Source organism: Nocardioides koreensis, assembly GCF_039531775.1.
GTDB lineage: Bacteria > Actinomycetota > Actinomycetes > Propionibacteriales > Nocardioidaceae > Nocardioides > Nocardioides koreensis.
The window spans coordinates 1-22,405 of record NZ_BAAAQR010000006.1 but is presented as its reverse complement, the minus strand read 5'-3'; the positions used below and the strand labels follow the sequence as shown (position 1 = coordinate 22,405).

Here is a 22,405-nt window from a genome sequence, read left to right as displayed (position 1 = left end):
CCTCACCCCGCCAGCCGGACGGTCGTGGTGGTGCCCCAGATGGCCATGGACAGGAACAGGTCCATCACGTTGATGGCCACGATGCTGGTGCGGACCGCGCGGCCGACGGCCACGCCCACGCCCGCGGGACCGCCGGAGGCGGTGTACCCGTGGTAGCAGTGGATCAGGATCACCGTCACCGCGAACACCAGCACCTTGCCGAAGGACCACAGCACGTCGCCGGGTGGCAGGAACTGGTTGAAGTAGTGGTCGTAGGTACCGGTGCTCTGCCCGAAGAACTGGGTGACCGTGAGCCGCGTCGCGAAGTACGACGACAACAGGCCCACGACGTACAACGGGATGATCGCGATCAGGCCGCCGATGATCCGGGTGGTCACCAGGAAGGGCAGCGACGGGATCGCCATCACCTCGAGGGCGTCGACCTCCTCCGAGATCCGCATCGCACCGAGCTGGGCGGTGAAGCCGCAGCCGACCGTCGCCGCGAGCGCGATCGCGGCCACCAGCGGCGCGATCTCCCGGGTGTTGAAGTAGGCGGAGACGAAGCCGGAGAACGCGGCGGTGCCGATCTGGTTGAGCGCGGCGTACCCCTGCAGGCCGACCTCGGTGCCGGTGAAGAAGCACATGGCCGTGATGACGCCCACGGTGCCACCGATGACCGCCAGCGCGCCCGAGCCGAGGGTCACCTCGGCGAGGATGCGCAGGATCTCCTTCTTGTAGCGCCGGACCGTGCGCGGGGTCCAGGCCAGGGCCTTGAGGTAGAACGCGAGCTCTTCGCCCAGGCTGTCGAGGGTCTTGAGCGGCTTGACGTAGACCGCCTTGATGCTGGCCATGGGATCAACCCGTCTTCGGTGGGACGAGCTGGAAGTAGATCGCGCTCATCACGAAGTTGACGACGAACAACAACATGAAGGTGATGACGACGGACTCGTTCACCGCGTCACCGACACCCTTCGGTCCCCCGGCGGCGTTCATGCCCTTGTACGACGCGACGATCGCCGCGATCAGGCCGAACACCAACGCCTTGGCCATGCCCTGCCACAGGTCTGGCAGCTGGGCCAGGGCTGTGAAGCTCGCTAGGTAGGCCCCTGGTGTGCCGTCCTGCAGGACGACGTTGAAGACGTAGCCACCGGCCACACCGACCACGCTCACCAGGCCGTTGAGGAAGACCGCGACGAGCATGCAGGCGAGCACGCGGGGCACGACGAGGCGCTGGATGGGGTCGATGCCCAGCACCATCATCGCGTCGAGCTCCTCGCGGATCTTGCGGGCGCCGAGGTCGGCCGCGATGGCCGAGCCTCCCGCACCCGCGATGAGCAGCGAGGTGGCGATCGGGCCCGCCTCCCGGACCACGGCGAGGACCGCCGCGGACCCGGTGAAGGACTGGGCGCCGAACTGCTTGATCAGGCCGCCGACCTGGAGCGCGATCACCGCGCCGAACGGGATGGCGACCAGGGCGGTGGGGATGATCGTCACCGAGGCGATGAACCACGCCTGCTGGAGGAACTCCCGCATCTGGAAGGGGCGTCGGAACAGCCCGCGTCCGACGTCGAGACCGAAGGCGAAGAGCTTGCCGGCGGTACCGACCGGAGCGAGTGCCCGGCTGGCGGTCAGGGTTGCCACGTGTCCCGCCTCAGACGCCGGTGGTCATGGTCATGTTCTCCTCGAACGAGCCCGGCGGCGGGGTGACGCCGTTCTCGCGGCACCAGGCGCCCGGTTCGCGCTGGCTGCGTCGGGCGATGCCGTTCGAGGGCTCGAGCTGCATGGGGATCGGCGGCAGCGGCGGCAGCTCCTGGTCCGCCTCGGCGGCGAGCTCGTCGGCGTCCTTCTCCTCGGACATGCCGATGGGACCGACCCGCTGGGCGTTGAGGAACTGGCGCACCACCGGCTCCTCGGAGGAGAGCAGCATCTCGCGCGGGCCGAACATGGCCAGGTGCCGGTGGTAGAGCAGGCCGATGTTGTCCGGGACGGTGCGCGCGGTGTTGATGTCGTGGGTGACGATCAGGAAGGTGGCGTCGATCTGGGCGTTCAGGTCGACGATGAGCTGGTTGAGGAACGAGGTGCGCACCGGGTCCAGGCCGGAGTCCGGCTCGTCGAAGAGCACGATCTCGGGGTCGAGCACCAGGGCGCGGGCCAGGCCTGCGCGCTTGCGCATGCCGCCCGAGATCTCGCCCGGAAGCTTGTCCTCGGCACCGATCAGGCCGACGAGGTCCATCTTCTCCATGACGATGTCACGGACCTCGGACTCGGACTTCTTGGTGTGCTCACGCAGCGGGAAGGCGACGTTGTCGTAGAGGTTCATCGAGCCGAACATGGCGCCGTCCTGGAACAGCACGCCGAACAGCTTGCGGATCTCGTAGAGGTCCCTCTCGCTGCAGCTGGCGATGTCGGTGCCCTCGATGACGATCGAGCCCTTGTCGGGCTTGAGCAGCCCGATCAGGGTCTTGAGGAACACCGACTTGCCGGTGCCGGAGGGACCGAGCATGACGCAGATCTCGCCGGCGGGGACGGTGAGGGTCACGTCTCCCCAGATGAGCTGCTTGCCGAAGGACTTGCTCAAGTCCTCGACCTTGATCTCCACGCCCATGGCTGCGCTCTCTCCCTCTCGTGAATCTCCCCGTCGCAAGCCCCCGCGTGGGCGCACGAGACATCGCCCGCATCGAGCCCACTGGTCAGTAACAACGGCGTCGCGCCGGTGAGGTTACGCGGCTCCCGCCACGAGATCACCGACCGTCCACGCCATGGCCTCCCCGGCTCACCGTGCCCTCGGGCCAGACTGCGGAAACCTCCGGTCCAGTCCTTTCTGTGACGGCCGCCACCCGCTGCGCGAGGAGCACTCCCCCGGAAATGCAGAACAGGGGCGGCCACCCGTGCGGGTGGCCGCCCCTGTTCGGGGATTCAGCGAGACGTCACTTGAGGGTGACGGTGGCGCCGGCGCCCTCGAGGGCCTCCTTGGCCTTCTCCGCGGCGTCCTTGGTGACCTTCTCCAGGATCGGCTTCGGCGCGGACTCCACCAGCTCCTTGGCCTCCTTCAGGCCGAGCGAGGTGAGGGCGCGCACCTCCTTGATGACGTTGATCTTCTTGTCACCGGCAGCCTCGAGGACGACGTCGAACTCGTCCTGCTCGGCAGCGGCCTCGCCGCCGGCGGCAGCGCCGCCCGCGGCCGGCGCGGCGGCAACGGCGACGGGAGCGGCAGCGGTGACGCCGAAGGTGTCCTCGAACTCCTTCACGAACTCGGAGAGCTCGATGAGGGTCATCTCCTTGAACGCGTCGAGGAGCTCGTCGGTGGTGAGCTTCGCCATGGTGGCGGTTCCTTCCATTCGGTGGCCTGCCGGGTCGCGACAGGCCGGGTTACAGGTGGTTGGTTACCGGGGCCCTCAGGCCTCGGTGGCTTCGCCCTCGGAGGCCTCCGCGGGAGCGGCGGCCTCGTCAGCGGGGACCTCGGCGTCGGCGGACTCGTCCGCTGGTGCCGGAGCCTCCTCGGCGGCGGCCGGCCCAGTACTGGCTTCCTGGGAGGCACCACCTGCGAGGATCGAGGGGTCCTGCTCGGCCTTCGCCTGCAGCGCACCGGCGAGCCGGGCAGCCTGGGCGATGGGGGCGTTGAGCAGGTAGACGGCCTGGCTGAGCGACGCGAGCATCGCGCCCGCCAGCTTGCCCATCAGCACCTCACGCGACTCGAGGTCGGCCAGCTTGGCCACCTCGGCTGCGTCGAGGGGCTGTCCGTCCAGGACACCGCCCTTGATGATCAGGGCGGGGTTCGCCTTGGCAAAGTCACGCAGACCCTTGGCCGCCTCGACGACGTCGCCCTGGATGAAGGCGATCGCGGTCGGGCCGGCGAGCAGGTCGTCGAAGCCGGAGATGCCCACCTGGTTGGCGGCGATCTTGGCCAGCGTGTTCTTGACCACGGCGTAGTTGGCGTTCTCGCCGAGGGAGCGCCGCAGTTCCTGCAGCTGCTTCACGGTGAGACCGCGGTAGTCGGTCAGCACAGCACCGGCGGCATCGTTGAACGACTCAACGATGTCCGCGACGGCCGCCTGCCTGTCTGAGCGCGCCATGGGTCTCCTTCCGGACTGGGAGACCGCCGCCCGACCCCGGGAAAGACGAACGCCCCGAGCGCAGGCTCAGGGCGTGGGATCCCGCGTCTCGCGACACGGTTCGTGCTCTGTCCCTGCGCAGGCCGTCCACTCTCGCGGAGCCTTCGGTCGTGCTGCTGATGCAGCGCGACAACCGGCGGTCTCTGGTTTCGACGGGAAGACTACGGGCAATCCGGACGGCCGTCCAAATCGGTGCGGCTCAGGTCAGCAGGCGGACCGGCTCCCCCGCCAGCCAGGCGGCGATGTCCTCCACGGCCTCGGTGAAGTAGGTCCGGTAGTTGCCCTCGGTGACGTAGCCGAGGTGCGGCGTGCCGAGCACGGTCGGCAGCGACCGCAGCCGGTCGGACGCCGGCAGCGGCTCCACGTCGTACACGTCGAGGCCGGCGCCGGCGATCCGGCCCGCCTCGAGCGCCGCCACCAGCGCGGCGGTGTCGACGAGGCCCGCCCGCGAGGTGTTCACGAGGTACGCCGTGTCGCGCATCGCCGCGAGCTCGTCGGGCCCCAGCAGGCCGCGGGTGGAATCGGAGAGCACCAGGTGCAGCGACACGAAGTCGCCCTCGGCCAGCGCCGCCACCAGGCTCGGCGCCAGTCGCACCCCGGCCGCGTCGGCACGCTCGGCGGTCAGGTGCGGGCTCCAGGCCACGACGTCCATCCCGAAGGCCCGCGCGACGGCGGCCACCCGGGTGCCGATCTTGCCCAGCCCGACGAGGGTCAGGGTCGAGCCGGCCAGGTCGCGGCCGAGGGTGGACTGCCACGGCCCACCCGCGCGCAGCGCCGTCGCCTCCGGCACCACGTGCCGTGCGAGACCCAGCAGCAGCGCCCAGGTCAGCTCCACCGGCGGGGTCGGGCGGCTGGCGGTGCCGCAGACGACGACGCCTCGCTCACCCGCCGCCGCGACGTCGATCGAGGCGTTGCGCATCCCGCTGGTCACCACCAGTCGCAGGCGTGGCAGCCGGGCGAGCACCGACGCCGGCAGCGGGGTCCGCTCCCGCATCACCACCAGGATCTCCGCGGCGCCGACCGCCGCGACCAGCGCGTCCTCGTCGTCGAGGTGCTCGCGGACCGCAGACACCTCCACCCCTTCGAGGCCCGACCAGTCGGCCAGGGCGAGGGCGGCTCCCTGGTAGTCGTCGAGGATCACGCAGCGCATGGGCGCCAACGTAGAGGCGCCGGTCGCCGGACCGGACGCAGGGGGGTCGGGCGCCGTACCCAGTTCTGGGGATGGCGAGCGCCCGGGTGGCGCATTCCGGGCACGCGGAGGAAGCGCTGCTGCTCCACTGTGGGGATGGACGACAAGCTCAACTCCGTCTCGATGGTGATGGCCCGGACCGACGAGCGGCTGCGCACCGGCCGCCACGCCGCGGACCGCGTGTGGGCCACCGGCTTCGGTGGCCTGGACCCGGTCATCGGCGGTGGCCTCCGCTCCGGCGGGCTGTGCCTGCTCGCCGGCCCGCAGGGTCTGGGCAAGACCACCTTCGCGCTCCAGCTCACCCGCAACGTCGTCCGTGAGGGACGTCCGGTCATCTACTTCTCCTACGAGCACGCCCCCGAGGACCTGGTGGAGAAGCTCGTCGCCCTCGAGGCCGGCGAGCTCGACGACACCAACCAGGCCCGGCTGACCGCGATCCGCGAGGCCTTCGACGCCGTCGGCGGCGGCTCCATGGAGGAGCGGCTCGACGACGTCGTCGCGGGCAACGAGGCGCTCAGCCAGGTCCGCAAGTACGCCGACCTGCTGTACGTGCACCGCTCCACCGGCAGCGCGACCGACCTGGCGGCGATCCGCAAGGCGGTCGACACCACGCACCACCTCACCGGGCTCTCCCCGATGGTGGTGGTGGACTACCTGCAGAAGGTGCTCGTGCCGGACGGCCCGGCCGAGGAGATGGAGCGCACCACGACGGTGGTGGAGGGGCTCAAGGACCTCGCCATCGACGCCGCGGTGCCGGTGCTGGCCATCGTCGCCGCGGACAAGTCAGCGCTCGAGACCGGGAAGCGGATGCGGGTCAACCACCTGCGCGGCTCCTCCGCGCTGGCCTACGAGGCGGACGTCGTACTCATCCTCAACGGCAAGTACGACATCGTGGCCCGCCACCACCTGACCTACGACCTCGGCAACGCCGAGCGGTTCCGCGAGTGGGCGGTGCTCTCGGTCGAGAAGAACCGCTTCGGCCGCGACGGCGTGGAGCTGGAGTTCCGGAAGCGGTTCGACCAGGGCCGCTTCGAGGCGACCGGGCAGAACGTCAACGAGCAGCTCGTCGACGAGCGCATCTTCACGGACTGAACGACCCTCGACAGCCGAAGGGCCGGCCACCCCCGTGGGGTGGCCGGCCCTTCGTGCGTGGTCGCGAGTGCGATCCTCAGGCGGTCGCCTCGTCCTCGGCCGCGACGTTCTTGACGCGGTTGGGGTCGACCTGGACGCCGGGGCCCATGGTCGTCGAGACGGTGACCTTCTTCAGGTAGCGGCCCTTGGAGCTGGCGGGCTTGAGCCGCAGCACCTCCTCGAGCGCGGCGGCATAGTTCTCCGCCAGCTGGACCTCGGAGAAGGAGGCCTTGCCGATGATGAAGTGCAGGTTGGCGTGCCGGTCGACGCGGAACTCGATCTTGCCGCCCTTGATGTCGGACACGGCCTTGGCCACGTCCGGCGTCACGGTGCCGGTCTTCGGGTTCGGCATCAGGCCGCGGGGGCCGAGCACGCGGCCGAGGCGACCGACCTTGCCCATCATGTCCGGGGTCGCGACGACGGCGTCGAAGTCGAGCCAGCCGCCGGCCACCTTCTCGATGAGCTCGTCGCCGCCGACGACGTCGGCGCCCGCCTCACGCGCAGCCTCGGCCTTCTCGGCGTTCGCGAAGACCAGGACCTTGGCGGTCTTGCCGGTGCCGTGCGGCAGGTTGACGGTGCCGCGGACCATCTGGTCCGCCTTGCGGGGGTCGACGCCGAGACGCATGACGACGTCCACGGTCTCGTCGAACTTCTTCTTGCTCGAGGTCTTGGCGATCTTGATCGCGGCCAGCGGGGCGTAGAGCTCGTCCTTGTCGAACTGCTCGGCGGCCGCGCGGTAGGTCTTGCTGCGCTGCATGTCTGGTTTCTCTTCTCTTCCAGGTGTGGTCTTCAGGGGGCCAGCGCGGCCCTGCCACAGGTGCTAGATGGCTCGTGGTCTCGACAGGCTCGACCAGCGAGGGGTGATCAGTCGGTGGTGACGCCCATCGAGCGGGCGGTGCCCTCGACGATCTTCATCGCGGCGTCGATGTCGTTCGCGTTGAGGTCCGGGAGCTTCGTCGTGGCGATCTCGCGGATCTGGTCCTTGGTCAGCTTGCCGACCTTCTCCTTGTGCGGGACGCCCGAGCCCTTCTTCAGGCCGGCGGCCTTCTTGATCAGCTCGGCGGCCGGCGGGGTCTTCGTGACGAAGGTGAAGGACCGGTCCTCGTAGATGGTGATCTCGACCGGGATCACGTTGCCGCGCATGGACTCCGTCTGGGCGTTGTACGCCTTGCAGAACTCCATGATGTTCACACCGTGCGGACCGAGGGCGGTACCGACCGGCGGGGCCGGCGTCGCGGCACCAGCCTGCAGCTGCACCTTGACGAGCGCGGCGATCTTCTTCTTGGGAGGCATTCTTCTTCTCTCTCTCGTGGTCATGACGGGGGTGGTTCCCCCTGCCACAGGTGTTTCCCTGTTCTCTTACCGGGTTTCGAGACGCGTCACGCACTTCCTCGCTGCGCTCGGACGTACGTCGACGCTCCTCAACCTCAGCGCGGGGTTCTGACCGGCCGGAGCAAGCTCCGTCCGCTCAGACGCGCTGAATCTGGCTGAAGCTCAGCTCGACCGGGGTCTCCCGGCCGAAGATCTCGACGAGGGCCTTGACCCTCTGCGACTCCGCGTTGATCTCGGTGATCGTCGCGTGGAGCGTGGCGAACGGTCCGTCGACCACCATCACCGAGTCGGAGACGTCGAAGTCGGCGACCTCGACCGGCTTCTTGGCCGGCGCGGCGCCGCTGGCGGCAGGGACACCGGCCGCCACGGCCTCGGCCTCGGCGCGGGCCACCACGGCGGGGGCCAGCATGTTCTCGACCTCGGACATGCTCAGCGGTACGGGCTGGTGGCTGTGGCCCACGAAGCCGGTGACCGAGGGGGTGTGCCGGACCGCGGCCCAGGACTCGTCGGTGAGGTCCATCCGGACCAGGACGTAACCCGGGAGAACGGTGCGCTTGACCATCTTGCGCTGGCCGTTCTTGATCTCCGCGACCTCCTCGGTGGGGACCACGATCTCGTGGATGTAGTCCTCCATGTTCAAGGAGATGATGCGGTTCTCGAGGTTGGACTTCACCCGGTTCTCCATGCCGGAGTAGGTGTGCACCACGAACCAGTCGCCCGGCTTGGCCCACAGCTCCCGGCGGAACGCCTCGAGCGGGTCGTCGTCCTCATCGGCCGACCCGGTCTCGGGCTCGGCGTCCTCGTCCGACGTGACGTCGGTGTCCTCGGTGTCGACGGCGCTCTCGGCGTCCGCGGCGGCGTCGAGGGTCTCCTCCGCCGACGCGTCGGCCTCGGGCGTACCCGTGGCCACCGTCTCCTCGGTCTCGACCGAGTCGTACTGCTCCGACACGTGATGCTCCGTCACTTCGATGTCAATTTCGTTCTACGGGGCGGGCCGCCGACGGGCGGTCCCGCGTGGGTCACTGGTCCGAGTTGCCGGCGAAGACCGCGAAGACGAGCTTGCCGAACGCCAGGTCGAGCGCCGAGACGACCGCCATCATGAAGAGGACGAACACCATGACCACCAGGAAGTAGGTGACCAGCTGCTCCTGGGTCGGGTAGACCACCTTGCGCAGCTCGGCGACGACCTGCCGGTAGAACGTGGGGAGGCTCGTGCGCTTGTCGGCCCTGCTGTCCCGCGAACCGCGGACGGCCTTGCTGTCCGACACGCTCGTCACCTCTCCTCGTTCGACGACCTGGTCGGCGTCGACCAGCTGACCAAGCTGTTGCTGCTGTTCATCTGCGTTGCTGCCATGCGTCTGCGTTGCCGTGTCCGGCTCTGCAGGGCACGAGGGACTTGAACCCCCAACCTTCGGTTTTGGAGACCGATGCTCTGCCAGTTGAGCTAGTGCCCTCCGATGATGACCCGTTCGCGGGCATGCCGGAGCATGTGGGAAACCACCAAAGCGGGAGTCTACGGGCAAGACCGAGGCCGAGTCCAAACCGGCCCCGCCGCGGGTGCGTCCCGGGCGTGAAACCCGGCCTGCTCCCGAGAAACCCCGCCTCTACGATGGTGCCATGACCGCCAACTCGCCCGCCCAGCCCGGCCCCAGCGGCCAGGGGAGCCCCCGCGACCGCCGCGTCTCGCAGCGGATCGGCGCGATCGCCGAGTCCGCGACGCTCAAGGTGGATGCGAAGGCCAAGGCGCTCAAGGCCGAGGGTCGACCGGTCATCGGGTTCGGCGCCGGCGAGCCCGACTTCCCCACCCCCGACTACGTCGTCGAGGCGGCCGTCGAGGCGTGCCGCGACCCGCGCAACCACCGCTACACGCCCGCCGGCGGCCTGCCGGAGCTGAAGAAGGCGATCGCCGAGAAGACCCGGCGCGACAGCGGCTACGAGATCGAGCCCGCGAACGTGCTGGTCACCAACGGTGGCAAGCAGGCGATCTACGCCGCCTTCGCCGCGATGCTCGACCCGGGCGACGAGGTGATCGTGCCGGCGCCGTACTGGACGACGTACCCCGAGTCGATCCAGCTCGCCGGCGGCGTGCCGGTCGAGGTGCTGGCCGACGAGACCCAGGACTACAAGGTCACCGTCGAGCAGCTCGAGTCGGCGCGCACCGAGCGCACCAAGGTGCTGCTGTTCGTCTCGCCGTCGAACCCGACCGGCGCCGTCTACACCGCCGACGAGATCCGGGCCATCGGCCAGTGGGTCGAGGACCACCAGCTGTGGGTGCTGACCGACGAGATCTACGAGCACCTCGTCTACGACGGCGTCGACACCGGCTCGATGCCCGTGCTGTGCCCGTTCCTGGCCGACAGCTGCGTCGTCGTGAACGGGGTCGCCAAGACCTACGCGATGACCGGCTGGCGCGTGGGCTGGATGATCGGCCCGACCGACCTCGTCAAGGCCGCGACGAACCTCCAGTCGCACGCCACCTCCAACGTCTCCAACGTGGCCCAGCGGGCCGCGCTCGCCGCGGTCAGCGGCGACCTGACGGCGGTCGAGGAGATGAAGGTCGCCTTCGACCGGCGCCGGAAGACGATCGTCGCGATGCTCAACGAGATCGACGGCGTCGTCTGCCCCACGCCGCACGGCGCGTTCTACGCCTACCCCCAGGTGTTGGGGCTGCTCGGCAAGGAGCACGACGGCCGGATGGTCGAGACCTCCGCGGAGCTCGCCGAGTACATCCTCGACAAGGCCGAGGTCGCGGTGGTGCCCGGTGAGGCGTTCGGGTCGCCCGGGTACCTGCGGCTCTCCTACGCGCTCGGCGACGACGACCTGGCCGAGGGCATCACCCGGCTCCAGAAGCTGTTCGCCTGAGTGCGCGACCTCCACGCGCTGCCGAAGGCGCACCTGCACCTGCACTTCACCGGCTCCATGCGGCACGAGACGCTGCTCGAGCTGGCCGAGCGTGACGGCATCGTGCTGCCCGACTCGCTGGTCTCGGAGTGGCCGCCGAAGCTGTCGGCCGCCGACGAGAAGGGCTGGTTCCGGTTCCAGCGGCTCTACGACGTCGCGCGCTCCGTCCTGCGCACGCCGGACGACGTACGCCGCCTGGTGACCGAGGCGGCCGAGGACGACGTCCGCGACGGGGGCCGCTGGCTGGAGATCCAGGTCGACCCGAGCGGGTACGGCGCCCGGTTCGGCGGGATCACGGCCTTCACCGACCTCGTGCTCGACGCGGTCCGGGACGCCTCGCGGGAGACCGGCCTGGGCATGGCGGTGGTGATCGCGGCGAACCGCACCCGGCACCCGCTCGACGCCCGGACGCTGGCCCGGCTGGCCGCCCAGTACGCCGGCCGCGGCGTCGTCGGCTTCGGGCTCTCGAACGACGAGCGCCGCGGCACCACCGGGGACTTCGCGCCCGCGTTCGCGATCGCCGAACGGGCCGGCCTGGCGCTGGTCCCGCACGGCGGCGAGCTGCTGGGCCCGGCGAGCGTCCGGGTCTGCCTGGACAGCCTGCGCGCCGACCGGCTCGGCCACGGGATCCGCTCGGTGGAGGACCCCGCCCTGCTGGACCGGATCGTCGAGGCCGGCGTCGTGCTGGAGGTGTGCCCGGTCTCCAACGTCGCGCTCGGGGTCTACTCCGACCTCACCTCGGTGCCGCTGCCGGCGCTGATGGCGGCCGGCGCCACGGTCGCGCTGGGCGCGGACGACCCGCTGCTGTTCGGCTCCCGGCTCGCCGGCCAGTACGCCACCATGCGCGCGGCCCACGACCTGACCGACGCCGACCTGGCGGAGCTGGCCCGGATGTCGATCCGGGGTTCCAGGGCGCCGGACGAGGTCAAGAAGGAGCTGACGGCAGACGTCGACGCCTGGCTGGATGCCGTTCCTGAGAGGATGGACGCGTGACTTCCTCAGACTCCGGCTCGAACGAGCCCGGCGGCTCCGGCAACGACGACCAGCAGCTGCCCCCGACGCACCAGCCCTACGGGCAGAACCCCTACGGCGCCCCCGGGCAGCAGCCCCCGGCGTACGGCCAGAACCCCTACGAGCAGGGCCCCTCCGGGCAGCAGCCCTACGGGACTCCCCCGCCGGCGCAGAACCCCTACGGCCAGCAGCAGCCCTACGGCCAGGGACAGCCGCCGTACGGACAGCAGCCCTATGGCCAGCCCTACGGACAGCAGCCGTACGGGCAGCAGCCGGGCTACGGCTACGGCGCCCCCGCGCCGGCCAACCACCCGTCGGCCACCACGGCCCTGGTGCTGAGCCTGATCGGCCTGGTCGGCATCGCGTTCTGCGGCGGCATCACGCTGGTGCTCTCGCCGTTCGCGTGGCGGACCGGGGCGAAGGCGGTGCGTGAGATCGACGCCAACCCGGGCATGTACGGCGGCCGCGACCAGGCCAACGCCGGACGCATCATGGGCATCATCGGCACCGTGCTGCTGGTGATCGGCATCATCGGGCTCATCGGGTTGTTCTCGCTGGCCGTCGTCTCCAGCGACACCTCGACCGTCTGATCCCTACAGGTCGCAGCCGACGAGGACCGGCTCGTTGACGAGCTGGATCCCGAAGCGCTTCTCCACGCCGTCGCGGACCTCGCGGGCGAGCGCCAGCAGGTCCGCGGTGGAGGCGCTGCCCCGGTTGGTGACCGCCAGCGTGTGCTTGGTGGACAGGCTCGCGAGCTCGTTGCCGTGGCCCTTGCCGAAGCCGGCGTGGTCGATCAGCCAGGCCGCGCTGGTCTTGACGGTGCCGTCGGGCTGCGGCCAGGCCGGCGCCCCTTCGGGAACCAACTCGGGCTCGACGACGGGGTTGGTGAAGAACGAACCGGCGCTCCACGTGTCGTGGTCCCTGGCGTCGAGCACCATGCCCTTGCCCCGGCGCAGCGACAGCACCGCGTCACGGACGTCCTGCAGCGGCGCGCGTCCGCCGGGCTCGACGCCGAGGGTGCGCACCAGCTCGGCGTACGTCGCGGGCGCGCCGAGGCTGCCCTGACGGAACTGGAAGGTCACGTCGAGCACCACGTGCCGCCCGGGGTCCGCCTTGAACCGGCTGTGCCGGTAGCCGAAGCCGCAGTCGGCGTTGGCGAAGGTACGGATGCCCCGGAGGGTCCGGTCCCAGACCCGCACCGACGCGATGGTCTGGGCGACCTCCTGGCCGTAGGCGCCGACGTTCTGGATCGGGGTCGCGCCGACGGATCCGGGGATCCCGGAGAGGGCCTCGACGCCCACCCACTGCGAGGCGACGGCCCGGGCCACCAGGTCATCCCAGGTCTCGCCCGCGGCCACGGTGACCATCACCCCGCCGCAGGAGCTCGGCCCGCCGGGAGCGGCGTCCTCGACGTCGGGCTCGATGCCGCGGGTCGCGACCTTCACGACCGTGCCGTCGAAGCCGTCGTCGGAGACCACCAGGTTGCTGCCGCCGCCCAGCACCAGGACGGGCTCGCCGGCCTCGTCGGCACGGCGTACCGCCTCGACGAGCTCGGCCTCGGTCCCGGCGGTGACGAAGTCGCGGGCGGGGCCGCCGAGACGGAGCGTGGTGTGGTCGCGCAGCTGCTCAGACACGCACGACTGCCTTGGGCATGCCGAGCACCTTCTGGCCGCCGCTGGTGACGGTGAGGGCCACGGTGGTCAGGCCGTCCTCGCCGGGCTTGGCCACGCCGGCCACCTCGACGTCGACGCCGCCGTCGGCAGGCACCACCACCGGGTTGGTGAACTTGCAGCCGAAGCTGACCACCTCGGCGCCCGGGAACCACGCCTCGACCGCGCGGGCGGCCAGCGCCATGGTGTACATGCCGTGGGCGATCACGCCGGGGAGCCCGACGCTGCGGGCCACCGACTCGTCCTGGTGGATCGGGTTGTGGTCACCGCTCGCGCCGGCGTACGCGACCAGGTCGGCGCGGGTGATCGTGAAGACCTGCGTGCCCAGGCTCGTGGAGTCGGTGCTCATGCCTCGGCCCCCCGGTGGACGAGAGTGGCGGTGGTGGTGCAGACGAGCGCCCCCTCGGCGTCGGTGATCTCGCTGGCGGTGCCGATGATGTCGTTGCCGCCGATCTGGCGCAGGCTGGCCACGGTCAGCGTCGCGGTCAGCACGTCACCGGGAACGACCGGGCGCTCGTAGAAGAACTTCTGCTCGCCGTGCACGATCCGGAACAGGTCGATGGCCTCCGCCTCGAGGAACGCGTTCATCGCGTCGAAGGCCAGCACGATCGGGAACGTCGCGGGCACCGGGCCGCCGTCGTACTCCCCGCCGGTCGAGGCGACGAACGCGCGGACCTTCTCGACGGAGACGGGGTACGGACTGGTCGGCGGGAACTCCCGACCGACGAGCGACTGGTCGACTGGCATGGGCTCCAAAATAGACGTAGACCCGCCCGAATCACTCGGGCGGGTCCACGGAGGACTGTGGTGCAGACGCGCTCAGCGGGTCTCGCGGTGAGCGGTGTGCTTGCGGCAACGGGGGCAGAACTTGGCCAGCTCGAGCCGGTCGGGGTCGTTGCGACGGTTCTTCTTGGTGATGTAGTTGCGCTCCTTGCAGTCCACGCACGCGAGCGTGATCTTGGGGCGAACGTCGGAGCTCTTGCTGGCCACGGGAAGTCCTTTTGTTGCTGGTCTAGGGTCGAACTGAGTAGCGGGGGCGGGACTCGAACCCGCGACACCACGATTATGAGCCGTGTGCTCTAACCACCTGAGCTACCCCGCCACCGGGACAGGGTGCGCCGACCAGAATACTGGCCGCCGCAATCCCACACCCAGAGCCCCTTTACGGAATCGAACCGTAGACCTTCTCCTTACCATGGAGACGCTCTGCCGACTGAGCTAAAGGGGCAACGAGCGAGAACAATACACAGGGAGACACGTGATCGAAAAATCGGCTCAGCACCCCTGTTTCTACCGGCTCCTGGACGCCTCCGGGGACGGTCGCGAGACCTTCGAGTCGCTGCCCGCGACCGCCGGTCCGTGGAGCCCCGAGGCCCAGCACGGCGGGCCTCCCGCGGCACTCCTGGCCCGGGCTCTCGAACGCTCCTCGGACGCCGTCATCGGCCGGTTCACGATGGAGCTGCACGGGCCGGTCCCGGTCGGCCGGCTCGCGACCACGGCGACCGTGCTGCGGCCCGGCCGCTCGGTGCAGCTGGTCGGCGCCGAGCTGTACGACGTGGCGCGGGGCCGAGTGGTCGCGTCGGCCCGCGCCTGGCTCTTCCCCGCCTCCGACCGGGGGCCGGAGCAGCCCAAGCCGCCGGAGCACGGTCCGGCCGACGGCGCGCACCACGCGCGGCCGACCGCCTGGCACGGCGGCTACCTCGACGCCGTCGAGTGGCGGTGGGTGTCCGGCTCGGTCGAGACCGCCGGACCGGGCGTGGTGTGGATGCGGCCGCCGGCGCTGGTCGAGGGCGAGCCGCTCTCGCCGGTGCAGCGGCTGCTGGCCTGCGCCGACTCGGCCTCCGGGGTGAGCGCGGCCCTCGACGTACGCCGGTGGGCGTTCCTCAACACCGAGCTGACGGTGCACGTGCTGCGCCCGCCCGTGGGCGACTGGGTGTGCCTGGACGCCGAGACGACCCTGGGCTCGGGGGCGGTGGGCATCGCGACCGCGGCGATCTCCGACGAGACCGGCCTGGTCGCCCGCTCCTCGCAGGCGCTGCTCGTCGCACCGCGCTGACGGGTGAAACTGCGCCGACTCGGGCGTGTGGGTGGGTGAAACTGCGCCGACTCGGCGGATCAGTCCTGGATGCGGGCCCAGGGACGGGCCTCCTCGAGCTCGTAGGCGAGCTCGAGGAGGGTGGCCTCGCGGCCGGCGGCCGCGCCGAACATCATCCCCTGGGGCATGCCGGAGGAGGTGGTCGCCAGCGGCAGCGAGATGGCCGGGTCTCCGCTGGCGTTCTGCAGCGGGGTGAAGGCCACCCAGCCGAGCAGCCGCTCCATGATCGTGTCGTAGTCCTGGGTCGGGTCGAGGTGCCCCACCAGCGGCGTCTCGGTCGCGAGCGTCGGCGTCAGCACCACGTCGTAGGAGCCGAAGAGCTCCGCCGTCACCCGGCGCGAGCGCTTGAGCCGGGTGATCGCGAGCGGCACGCGGTGCAGGTTGCGGCGCGCGTGCCGGGCCAGGCCGAGGGTCAGGTTGTCCAGGCGCCCGGGGTCCCAGCTGCGCCCGTGTCGGCGCTTGCCGGTGCGCACCAGCGCGAGCGCCAGCAGGGCCCAGTAGAGGAGGAAGTCGTCGGGGAAGGAGCCGGGGACGGGCGCACTCGCGGGCTCGACCCGGTGGCCGAGCTCCTCGAGCAGCTGCGCGGTCTTGAGCGTGAGGTCCGCGACCTCGGGTGAGGCACCGACGCCCACCCCACTGGTGACCACGGCGACGCGCAGCCGGGCGCGGCCGGGGCGGGTGATGTCGCCGACCGGCGGCAGCCGCAGCTCCCGGTAGACCTTCTCGGCCTCCCGGTAGAACGCAGCGGTGTCCCGCACCGAGCGGGTGAGGACGCCGTCGGAGACGATCCGCACCGGCATGTCCCGCATGAGCTTGTCCTGGGCGAGGCGGTCGCGGGTCGGCTTCAGCCCGACCAGGCCGTTGACCGCCGCCGGGATCCGGATCGAGCCGCCGCCGTCGTTGGCGTGCGCGATCGGCACCACGCCCGCGGCGACCAGGGCCGCGGACCCCGCCGACGAGGCGCCGGCCGAGCGGTCGGTGTCCCAGGGGGAGCGGACCGCCCCGAGCCGGGGGTGTTCGGCCGAGGCACTGAAGCCGAACTCCGAGAGCCGGGTCTTGCCGAGCGGCACCAGCCCGGTGGCCAGGAACATCCGGGCGAAGTCGCCGTCGTGGCGCCGGGGCCGGGAGGTGAAGGCGTCGGTCCCGTGGTGGGTCGGCATGCCGGCAACGTCGACGTTGTCCTTGAGGAAGCTCGGCACCCCGGCGAAGAAGCCACCGCGGGGACTGCGCGCCTCGTCCCGGGCGCGCTCGTAGGCGGGGTGCGCGATCGCGTTCAGCAGCGGGTCCACCCGCTCCGCGCGTGCGATCGCCGCCTCGACGACCTCGGCGACGGAGACGGCGCGGGACTGGATCCGGGCCGCCAGGCCCACGGCATCGAGCTCACCGAGGACGTCGTCACCGAAGGCGTGCACGCGTGTCATGAGCGACAACCTACTCAGGGAAGCACGGCTGGCGGCAGGGGCAGCAGGACGCCCTGCGGGCCGTGGTCACGCCGGCATCATCGCAGCGCGTCCTCGGCCACCCGGGTCGTCTGGGCCACCAGCCGGGCATCGACCGCGGCCGGCGCCAGGACGTGGTCCAGGGCGAGGGCCGCGCACCCGACCAGGCCGGAGCGGTCCCCGTGGGTGGCCGGCAGGATCTGCAGGTCGCGGGTGGCGAGGGCGGCGGCCCGGGCGTAGATGCTCTCGCGCACGCCGGCCGCGTAGGTGTCGAACGCCGAGGCCATGTCGCCGCCGAGCACGACGGCCTGGGGGTTGAGCAGGTTCACGGCCACCGCGAGCAGCTCGCCGAGGTGGCGGCCGCTGTCCCTCAGCAGCGCCCGGGCGGTGGCGTCACCCCGCAGGGCCAGGGCGACGAGGTCCCGCACGTGCCCGACCTGGTGGCCGTGCTCCGCGAGACGACCGACCAGCGCCCACCCGCCCGCCACCGTCTCCAGGCAACCGGTCGCGCCGCACCGGCACGGCAGCGCGTCCCCCGCCTCGACGCGGGTGTGCCCGATCTCCCCTGCTGCGCCGACGTGGCCGGAGAGCACCCGCCCGTCGGCGATGATGCCCAGGCCCAGACCGGTGGACGCCTTCACCACGAGGGCGTCGGCGAGCTGGCCGGACCGGCCGAGGAGCTCGGCGCGGGCCAGGACGTCGGCGTCGTTGCCCACGAACAGCGGAGCGCGGGCCACGTCCTGGAGGTACGGCGCCAGCTCGACGCCGTCCCAGCCCGCCATGACCGGGGAGTCGATGCTCAGCCCGCGGACCACGTCGACCGTGCCCGGCAGGCTGAGGCCGACTGCGGCGACCGGAGGCTCGATCCCGCCCAGCAGCTGCGCCAGCCGCTCGGCCACCAGGGGCATCAGCTCCTCGGGCCCCGCGCCCACCTCGTGGTCGCCGGAGTGCGAGACCAGCTCGGCGCCCTCGAGGTCGTAGACCCCCAGCTGGGTGCGGGAGCGACCGATGGCGATCGCGACGACCACCCCGGCGTCCTTGTTGAAGACCAGGGCGCCGGGCGGGCGGCCTCCGGTGGAGGCGAGCTCCTCCCCGATCAGCAGCAGCCCCGCCTCGGTGAGCGCGGCGATGCGGCTGACGACCGCGGTCCGGGACAGCCCGGTCAGCCGCCGCAGGTCCGACCGGGTGGCGGCCCGACCCGTGCGCACCAGCTCCAGCAGCTCTCCCGCGGTCGCCGGCGCGGCCGACTCTCGCACCGTCTCGCTCATGTCCCTCCTCGCCGTCACACAGTGTTCACGACTTTGATCTCAAAAATACCTTAGTCCTGCTTGTATCGATCCAAACTTCTCCCTACGGTGGTGCGCATGGACCAGACCGCCACCGCTCACACGCTCCCCGAGTCGTGTGACTTCACCGTCTTCGGCGGCACGGGAGACCTGGCGCTGCGCAAGCTGCTGCCGGCGCTGTACCACCGCGACCTCGAGGGCCAGCTGCCCGGCGACGCCCGCATCCTGGGGGTGTCCCGCTCCGTGCTGGACGACGAGGGCTGGCGCGAGGAGGTCCGCACCGCGCTGACCACGCACGTGGCTCCCGACGACCTCGACACCGAGACCGTGGACCGGTTCCTGGGCCGGCTGCGCCACCTGATGCTCGATGCCGAGCAGCCCGACCACTGGCACCGCTTCCACGCACTGCTCAAGGACCGGCCGCGCGCCGAGCAGACGGTGCGGGTCTTCTACCTCGCGGTCGCCCCCTCCCTGTTCGGGGCGATCAGCCGCCGGCTCGACGAGATCGGTGTCGTCGACGAGCGCGCCCGGGTCGTGCTGGAGAAGCCGATCGGCCACGACCTCGCGTCCGCACAGGCCGTCAACGACGCGGTCGGCCACGTCTTCGACGAGTCGCAGATCTTCCGGATCGACCACTACCTCGGCAAGGAGAGCGTCCAGAACCTCCTGGTCACGCGCTTCGCCAACGCCTTCCTCGAGCCGCTGTGGAACTCGCGCTGGGTCGACCACGTGCAGATCACCGTGGCCGAGTCGCTCGGCGTCGGCGACCGGGGCGGCTACTACGACCACGCCGGCGCCATGCGCGACATGGTCCAGAACCACCTGCTCCAGCTGCTCTGCCTGGTGGCCATGGAGCCGCCCTCGCACGTCGGCCGCGAGACCGTCCGCGACGAGAAGCTGAAGGTGCTCCAGGCCCTCAAGCCGATGACGCCCGCCGACGTCGACCGCGACACGGTCCGCGGCCGGTACTCCGCCGGGCTCGTCGACGGCGCGCCCGTGGCGTCGTACGTCGACGACCTCGGCCGCTCCGCCCAGCACGCGGGAAGCAGCCGCACGGAGACCTTCGTCGCGCTCAGGACCGAGGTGCAGAACTGGCGCTGGGCGGGCGTGCCGTTCTACCTGCGCACCGGGAAGCGGATGGACCGCCGGGCCTCGGAGATCATCGTGGTCTTCAAGGCGCCGCCGCACCACATGTTCCCCAACAGCGAGGGCGTCACCGAACCGAACCGGCTGCACATCCAGGTCCAGCCCGACGAGGGCATGCGCCTGCACCTGACCGCGAAGGAGCCGGGCCCCGGCGGGATCCGGCTGCGCCCGGTGTCGCTGGACCTGAGCTACGCGACGACGTTCGAGCAGCGCCTCCCCGATGCCTACGAGCGTCTGCTGATGGACGTCATCAAGGGCAACCCCACCCTGTTCATGCGCCGCGACGAGGTCGAGGCGGCGTGGACGTGGGTGGAGCCGATCCTCACCCGCTGGGCAACGTCGCCCGACCAGCCGCTGCGCTACCCGGCCGGCACGAGCGGGCCCATCGCCGCCACCACGCTCCTCGAGCGGGACGGCCGATCCTGGCAGGAGTCCGACCAGTGACCACGTCATCTCGCACGCCCCTCCACCCCGTCGTCGCCGAGGTGACCGCGCGCATCGTCGAGCGCAGCGCGCCCGGCCGCACGGCGTACCTCGCCCAGATCCGGGCCGCCGGTGACCGCGGCCCCGCCCGAGGCCGGCTCGCCTGCGCGAACCTCGCCCACGGCTTCGCCGCCTCGGACGCGCCCGCCAAGAAGGCGCTGCGGGGCCGGACCAAGCCGAACGTCGCGATCGTGTCGGCCTACAACGACATGCTCTCGGCGCACCAGCCGTTCGAGACCTACCCGCGCGCGCTCAAGCAGGCCGTCATCCGCGCCGGCGGCATCGCGCAGTTCGCCGGCGGGGTCCCGGCCATGTGCGACGGCATCACCCAGGGCCGCGACGGCATGCAGCTCTCCCTGTACAGCCGCGACGTGATCGCGATGTCGACCGCGATCGCGCTGTCCCACGACATGTTCGACGGCGCGCTGATGCTGGGCGTCTGCGACAAGATCGTCCCCGGCCTGCTGATCGGGGCGCTCTCCTTCGGCCACCTGCCGACCGTCTTCGTCCCGGCCGGCCCGATGGAGTCGGGCCTGCCGAACGGCGAGAAGGCCAAGGTCCGCCAGCTGCACGCCGAGGGCAAGGTCGGCCGCGACGAGCTGCTCGAGGCCGAGGCCGCGTCGTACCACTCGGCGGGCACCTGCACCTTCTACGGCACGGCGAACTCCAACCAGCTGCTGATGGAGGTGCTCGGGCTGCACCTGCCCGGGTCGTCGTTCGTGAACCCCGGCACCCCGCTGCGCGAGGCGCTGACCCGCGCGGCCGGCGCCCGGGTCACCGAGCTGACCCGCCAGGGCGGCGAGAACACCCCGATCGGCGAGATCGTCGACGAGAGGGCGATCGTCAACGCCTGCGTCGCCCTGCTCGCCAGCGGCGGCTCGACCAACCACACCCTGCACCTGGTCGCGATCGCCCGGGCCGCGGGGATCACGCTGACCTGGGACGACCTGTCCGACCTGTCCGCGGTGGTGCCGAGCCTGGCGAAGATGTACCCCAACGGCGAGGCGGACGTGAACCACTTCCACGCCGCCGGCGGGATCGCGTTCCTCGTGCACACCCTGCTGCGCGCGGGGCTGCTGCACGACGACGTCCGCACGATCGCCGGACACGGGCTGTGGCGCTACACGACCGAGCCGCGGCTGCGCGGCGAGGACCTGACCTGGGAGGAGGGCCCGAAGGCCTCCCTCGACACCACGGTGCTGCGCCCGGCCGACGACCCGTTCACCCCCGACGGCGGCCTGAAGCTGCTGTCCGGGCCGCTGGGCCGCGCGGTCATCAAGACGTCCGCGGTCAAGCCCGAGCACCGGGCCGTCACCGCCCCGGCCCTGGTCTTCGACCACCAGGACGAGCTCCTCCGGGCCTTCGGCGACGGCGAGCTCGACGGTCGCGACTTCGTGGCGGTCATCCGCTTCCAGGGGCCGGCCGCGAACGGGATGCCCGAGCTGCACAAGCTCACCCCGGCGCTCGGCGTGCTGCAGGACCGCGGCCAGCAGGTCGCGATCGTGACCGACGGCCGGATGTCCGGCGCCTCGGGCAAGGTGCCCGCGGCCATCCACGTCACCCCGGAGGCCGCCCTCGGCGGCCCGCTCGCCCGGGTGCACGACGGGGACGCGATCACGGTCGACGCGAACACGGGGCTGCTCGACCTGCACGTCGACCGCGCCGAGCTGAACGACCGTCCGGCCACCGGTCGCGCCCCGCAGGGGCCGGAGTGGTCCGGCACCGGCCGCGAGCTGTTCGCCGCCTTCCGGGCCACCGTCGGCTCGGCCGACACCGGCGCCAGCGTGTTCCCCGGCGTGCCGGTCCCGCCGCAGGAGGTCTCCGTTGTCCCCGTCTGAGCTGTCACCGTCCGAGCGCTCCCTGCTCGACCGCGTCCCGGTGGTGCCGGTCGTGGTCGTCGACGACCTGGCCCAGGCCGTGCCCGTCGCACGGGCCCTGGTGGCCGGCGGGCTGCCGGTCATCGAGCTGACCCTGCGGACCTCGGTCGCGCTCGACGCGATCCGGGCCATCGCCGACGAGGTGCCCGAGATCCTCGTGGGCGCCGGCACCGTCCTGACGCCGGGTCAGGCCAAGGAGGCGGTGGACGCCGGCGCGCAGTTCCTCGTCTCCCCCGGGGCGACCCCGTCGCTGCTGGCGGGCATGGCCGACACCGGGCTGCCGTTCCTGCCCGGCACCGCCACCGTCTCCGAGGTGCTCGCCGTCCTCGAGACCGGGCTCACCGAGATGAAGTTCTTCCCGGCCGAGGCGTCCGGGGGCGTGCCGTTCCTCTCGTCGATCGCCTCGCCGGTCCCGGCGGCGCGGTTCTGCCCGACCGGCGGGATCACCGCGGCGTCGGCAGCGTCGTACCTCGCGCTGCCGAACGTCGGGTGCGTCGGCGGCTCGTGGCTGACCCCGAAGGACGCCCTCGCGGCCGGCGACTGGGCCCGGGTCGAGCGACTCGCAGCGCAGGCCGCCGCCCTCGGCTGATATGTAGGGATCTCCTGTCAAGGGGCAGGGTGAGGCGTCGTCGCGACTGGTTGTCGTGGCGGCGCCTCTGTTCTGGCGTGGGGTCGGTGCGGGTTCAGCGTGTCTGCGACGCGCGGTCGATGCTGATATGCGCGGGTTGGTTACCGCATGACGGCGTTCGGCAGG

General features: G+C 71.3%; 24 protein-coding genes and 3 tRNA genes. 8 read left to right on the top strand and 19 right to left on the bottom strand.

Translation table 11 applies throughout. The features are described from left to right. Positions 1-2: 2 nt before the first annotated feature. From ABD268_RS11120 to ABD268_RS11095, 6 genes are all read right to left on the bottom strand, one after another. On the bottom strand, positions 3-830 hold the full coding sequence (locus ABD268_RS11120; protein ID WP_344151528.1) for an MlaE family ABC transporter permease: 828 nt from the start codon (positions 828-830) through the stop codon (positions 3-5). A 4-nt stretch (positions 831-834) separates the two neighbouring features. Then, positions 835-1,620: an MlaE family ABC transporter permease gene (locus tag ABD268_RS11115; protein ID WP_344151525.1), complete on the bottom strand. Its 786-nt coding sequence runs from the start codon at positions 1,618-1,620 to the stop codon at positions 835-837. A 10-nt stretch (positions 1,621-1,630) separates the two neighbouring features. Next, on the bottom strand, positions 1,631-2,584 hold the full coding sequence (locus ABD268_RS11110; RefSeq protein ID WP_344151522.1) for an ABC transporter ATP-binding protein: 954 nt from the start codon (positions 2,582-2,584) through the stop codon (positions 1,631-1,633). Between the two features lie 322 nt (positions 2,585-2,906). Then, positions 2,907-3,299, bottom strand: coding sequence for a 50S ribosomal protein L7/L12 (rplL, locus tag ABD268_RS11105; protein ID WP_344151519.1), 393 nt, complete (start codon positions 3,297-3,299; stop codon positions 2,907-2,909). Positions 3,300-3,374: 75 nt separating this feature from the next. Beyond that, on the bottom strand, positions 3,375-4,052 hold the full coding sequence (gene rplJ, locus ABD268_RS11100) for a 50S ribosomal protein L10 (RefSeq protein WP_344151516.1): 678 nt from the start codon (positions 4,050-4,052) through the stop codon (positions 3,375-3,377). A 238-nt stretch (positions 4,053-4,290) separates the two neighbouring features. Further along, positions 4,291-5,241, bottom strand: coding sequence for a D-2-hydroxyacid dehydrogenase family protein (locus ABD268_RS11095; protein WP_344151514.1), 951 nt, complete (start codon positions 5,239-5,241; stop codon positions 4,291-4,293). 135 nt (positions 5,242-5,376) lie between these two features. Between ABD268_RS11095 and ABD268_RS11090 the strand changes: the two genes are divergently transcribed. Next, positions 5,377-6,372 carry a DnaB-like helicase C-terminal domain-containing protein gene (locus ABD268_RS11090; protein ID WP_344151511.1) on the top strand — a complete coding sequence of 332 codons (996 nt, stop codon included), beginning with the start codon at positions 5,377-5,379 and terminating at the stop codon, positions 6,370-6,372. Between the two features lie 76 nt (positions 6,373-6,448). Here the strand turns inward: ABD268_RS11090 and rplA are convergent, their stop codons facing one another. The 5 genes from rplA to ABD268_RS11065 form a co-directional block, all read right to left on the bottom strand. Then, on the bottom strand, positions 6,449-7,168 hold the full coding sequence (rplA, locus tag ABD268_RS11085) for a 50S ribosomal protein L1 (RefSeq protein WP_344151508.1): 720 nt from the start codon (positions 7,166-7,168) through the stop codon (positions 6,449-6,451). A gap of 107 nt (positions 7,169-7,275) precedes the next feature. Further along, a complete protein-coding gene (rplK, locus tag ABD268_RS11080; RefSeq protein ID WP_125036546.1) occupies positions 7,276-7,704 on the bottom strand; it encodes a 50S ribosomal protein L11 in 429 nt (142 codons plus the stop codon). A 175-nt stretch (positions 7,705-7,879) separates the two neighbouring features. Further along, the gene (nusG, locus tag ABD268_RS11075; protein WP_344151503.1) at positions 7,880-8,692 is read right to left on the bottom strand and encodes a transcription termination/antitermination protein NusG; all 813 of its coding nucleotides are present in this window, start codon (positions 8,690-8,692) and stop codon (positions 7,880-7,882) included. A 70-nt stretch (positions 8,693-8,762) separates the two neighbouring features. Then, positions 8,763-9,011: a preprotein translocase subunit SecE gene (gene secE, locus ABD268_RS11070; protein ID WP_344151500.1), complete on the bottom strand. Its 249-nt coding sequence runs from the start codon at positions 9,009-9,011 to the stop codon at positions 8,763-8,765. A 113-nt stretch (positions 9,012-9,124) separates the two neighbouring features. Next, a tRNA-Trp gene (locus tag ABD268_RS11065) sits at positions 9,125-9,197 on the bottom strand. Positions 9,198-9,360: 163 nt separating this feature from the next. Here ABD268_RS11065 and ABD268_RS11060 point away from each other — a divergent pair. From ABD268_RS11060 to ABD268_RS11050, 3 genes are read left to right on the top strand one after another with little or no spacing between them, the layout of a single operon-like run. After that, positions 9,361-10,605, top strand: coding sequence for a pyridoxal phosphate-dependent aminotransferase (locus tag ABD268_RS11060; protein WP_344151497.1), 1,245 nt, complete (start codon positions 9,361-9,363; stop codon positions 10,603-10,605). Further along, positions 10,606-11,637 (top strand): adenosine deaminase, encoded by a 1,032-nt coding sequence (locus tag ABD268_RS11055; RefSeq protein WP_344151494.1) that lies wholly within the window; start codon positions 10,606-10,608, stop codon positions 11,635-11,637. It begins immediately after the preceding gene. Then, entirely contained in the window at positions 11,634-12,245 is a 612-nt protein-coding gene (locus ABD268_RS11050; RefSeq protein WP_344151491.1) for a DUF4190 domain-containing protein, read from the top strand. Before ABD268_RS11055 ends, ABD268_RS11050 begins: the two co-directional genes overlap by 4 nt. 3 nt (positions 12,246-12,248) lie before the next feature. On the opposite strand, the gene ABD268_RS11045 is transcribed toward ABD268_RS11050, so the two are convergent. The 6 genes from ABD268_RS11045 to ABD268_RS11020 form a co-directional block, all read right to left on the bottom strand. Further along, positions 12,249-13,289: a UDP-N-acetylmuramate dehydrogenase gene (locus ABD268_RS11045; RefSeq protein ID WP_344151488.1), complete on the bottom strand. Its 1,041-nt coding sequence runs from the start codon at positions 13,287-13,289 to the stop codon at positions 12,249-12,251. Further along, a complete protein-coding gene (locus ABD268_RS11040) occupies positions 13,282-13,674 on the bottom strand; it encodes a MaoC/PaaZ C-terminal domain-containing protein (protein WP_344151485.1) in 393 nt (130 codons plus the stop codon). The genes ABD268_RS11045 and ABD268_RS11040 overlap by 8 nt, the downstream gene beginning before the upstream one ends. Beyond that, positions 13,671-14,072 carry an FAS1-like dehydratase domain-containing protein gene (locus ABD268_RS11035; RefSeq protein ID WP_344151482.1) on the bottom strand — a complete coding sequence of 134 codons (402 nt, stop codon included), beginning with the start codon at positions 14,070-14,072 and terminating at the stop codon, positions 13,671-13,673. Before ABD268_RS11035 ends, ABD268_RS11040 begins: the two co-directional genes overlap by 4 nt. 72 nt (positions 14,073-14,144) lie before the next feature. Then, positions 14,145-14,315 carry a 50S ribosomal protein L33 gene (gene rpmG, locus ABD268_RS11030; protein WP_121804265.1) on the bottom strand — a complete coding sequence of 57 codons (171 nt, stop codon included), beginning with the start codon at positions 14,313-14,315 and terminating at the stop codon, positions 14,145-14,147. A 38-nt stretch (positions 14,316-14,353) separates the two neighbouring features. Beyond that, positions 14,354-14,427 (bottom strand) — tRNA-Met (locus ABD268_RS11025). 53 nt (positions 14,428-14,480) lie between these two features. Next, positions 14,481-14,553, bottom strand: a tRNA-Thr gene (locus ABD268_RS11020). Positions 14,554-14,583: 30 nt separating this feature from the next. Between ABD268_RS11020 and ABD268_RS11015 the strand changes: the two genes are divergently transcribed. Next, positions 14,584-15,381, top strand: coding sequence for a thioesterase family protein (locus ABD268_RS11015; protein ID WP_344151470.1), 798 nt, complete (start codon positions 14,584-14,586; stop codon positions 15,379-15,381). 59 nt (positions 15,382-15,440) lie between these two features. Here ABD268_RS11015 and ABD268_RS11010 read toward each other — a convergent pair whose 3' ends face one another. Together ABD268_RS11010 and ABD268_RS11005 are read right to left on the bottom strand one after the other, a co-directional pair. Continuing rightward, the gene (locus ABD268_RS11010) at positions 15,441-16,841 is read right to left on the bottom strand and encodes an amidase (protein WP_344151467.1); all 1,401 of its coding nucleotides are present in this window, start codon (positions 16,839-16,841) and stop codon (positions 15,441-15,443) included. A gap of 77 nt (positions 16,842-16,918) precedes the next feature. Next, the gene (locus ABD268_RS11005; protein WP_344151464.1) at positions 16,919-18,127 is read right to left on the bottom strand and encodes an ROK family protein; all 1,209 of its coding nucleotides are present in this window, start codon (positions 18,125-18,127) and stop codon (positions 16,919-16,921) included. 96 nt (positions 18,128-18,223) lie between these two features. Here ABD268_RS11005 and zwf point away from each other — a divergent pair, with 96 nt between their 5' ends. From zwf to eda, 3 genes are read left to right on the top strand one after another with little or no spacing between them, the layout of a single operon-like run. After that, positions 18,224-19,735 (top strand): glucose-6-phosphate dehydrogenase, encoded by a 1,512-nt coding sequence (zwf, locus tag ABD268_RS11000; protein ID WP_344151461.1) that lies wholly within the window; start codon positions 18,224-18,226, stop codon positions 19,733-19,735. Then, on the top strand, positions 19,732-21,612 hold the full coding sequence (edd, locus tag ABD268_RS10995) for a phosphogluconate dehydratase (protein ID WP_344151458.1): 1,881 nt from the start codon (positions 19,732-19,734) through the stop codon (positions 21,610-21,612). Before zwf ends, edd begins: the two co-directional genes overlap by 4 nt. Continuing rightward, entirely contained in the window at positions 21,599-22,240 is a 642-nt protein-coding gene (gene eda, locus ABD268_RS10990) for a bifunctional 4-hydroxy-2-oxoglutarate aldolase/2-dehydro-3-deoxy-phosphogluconate aldolase (protein WP_344151455.1), read from the top strand. Before edd ends, eda begins: the two co-directional genes overlap by 14 nt. The last annotated feature ends 165 nt before the right edge of the window (positions 22,241-22,405 follow it).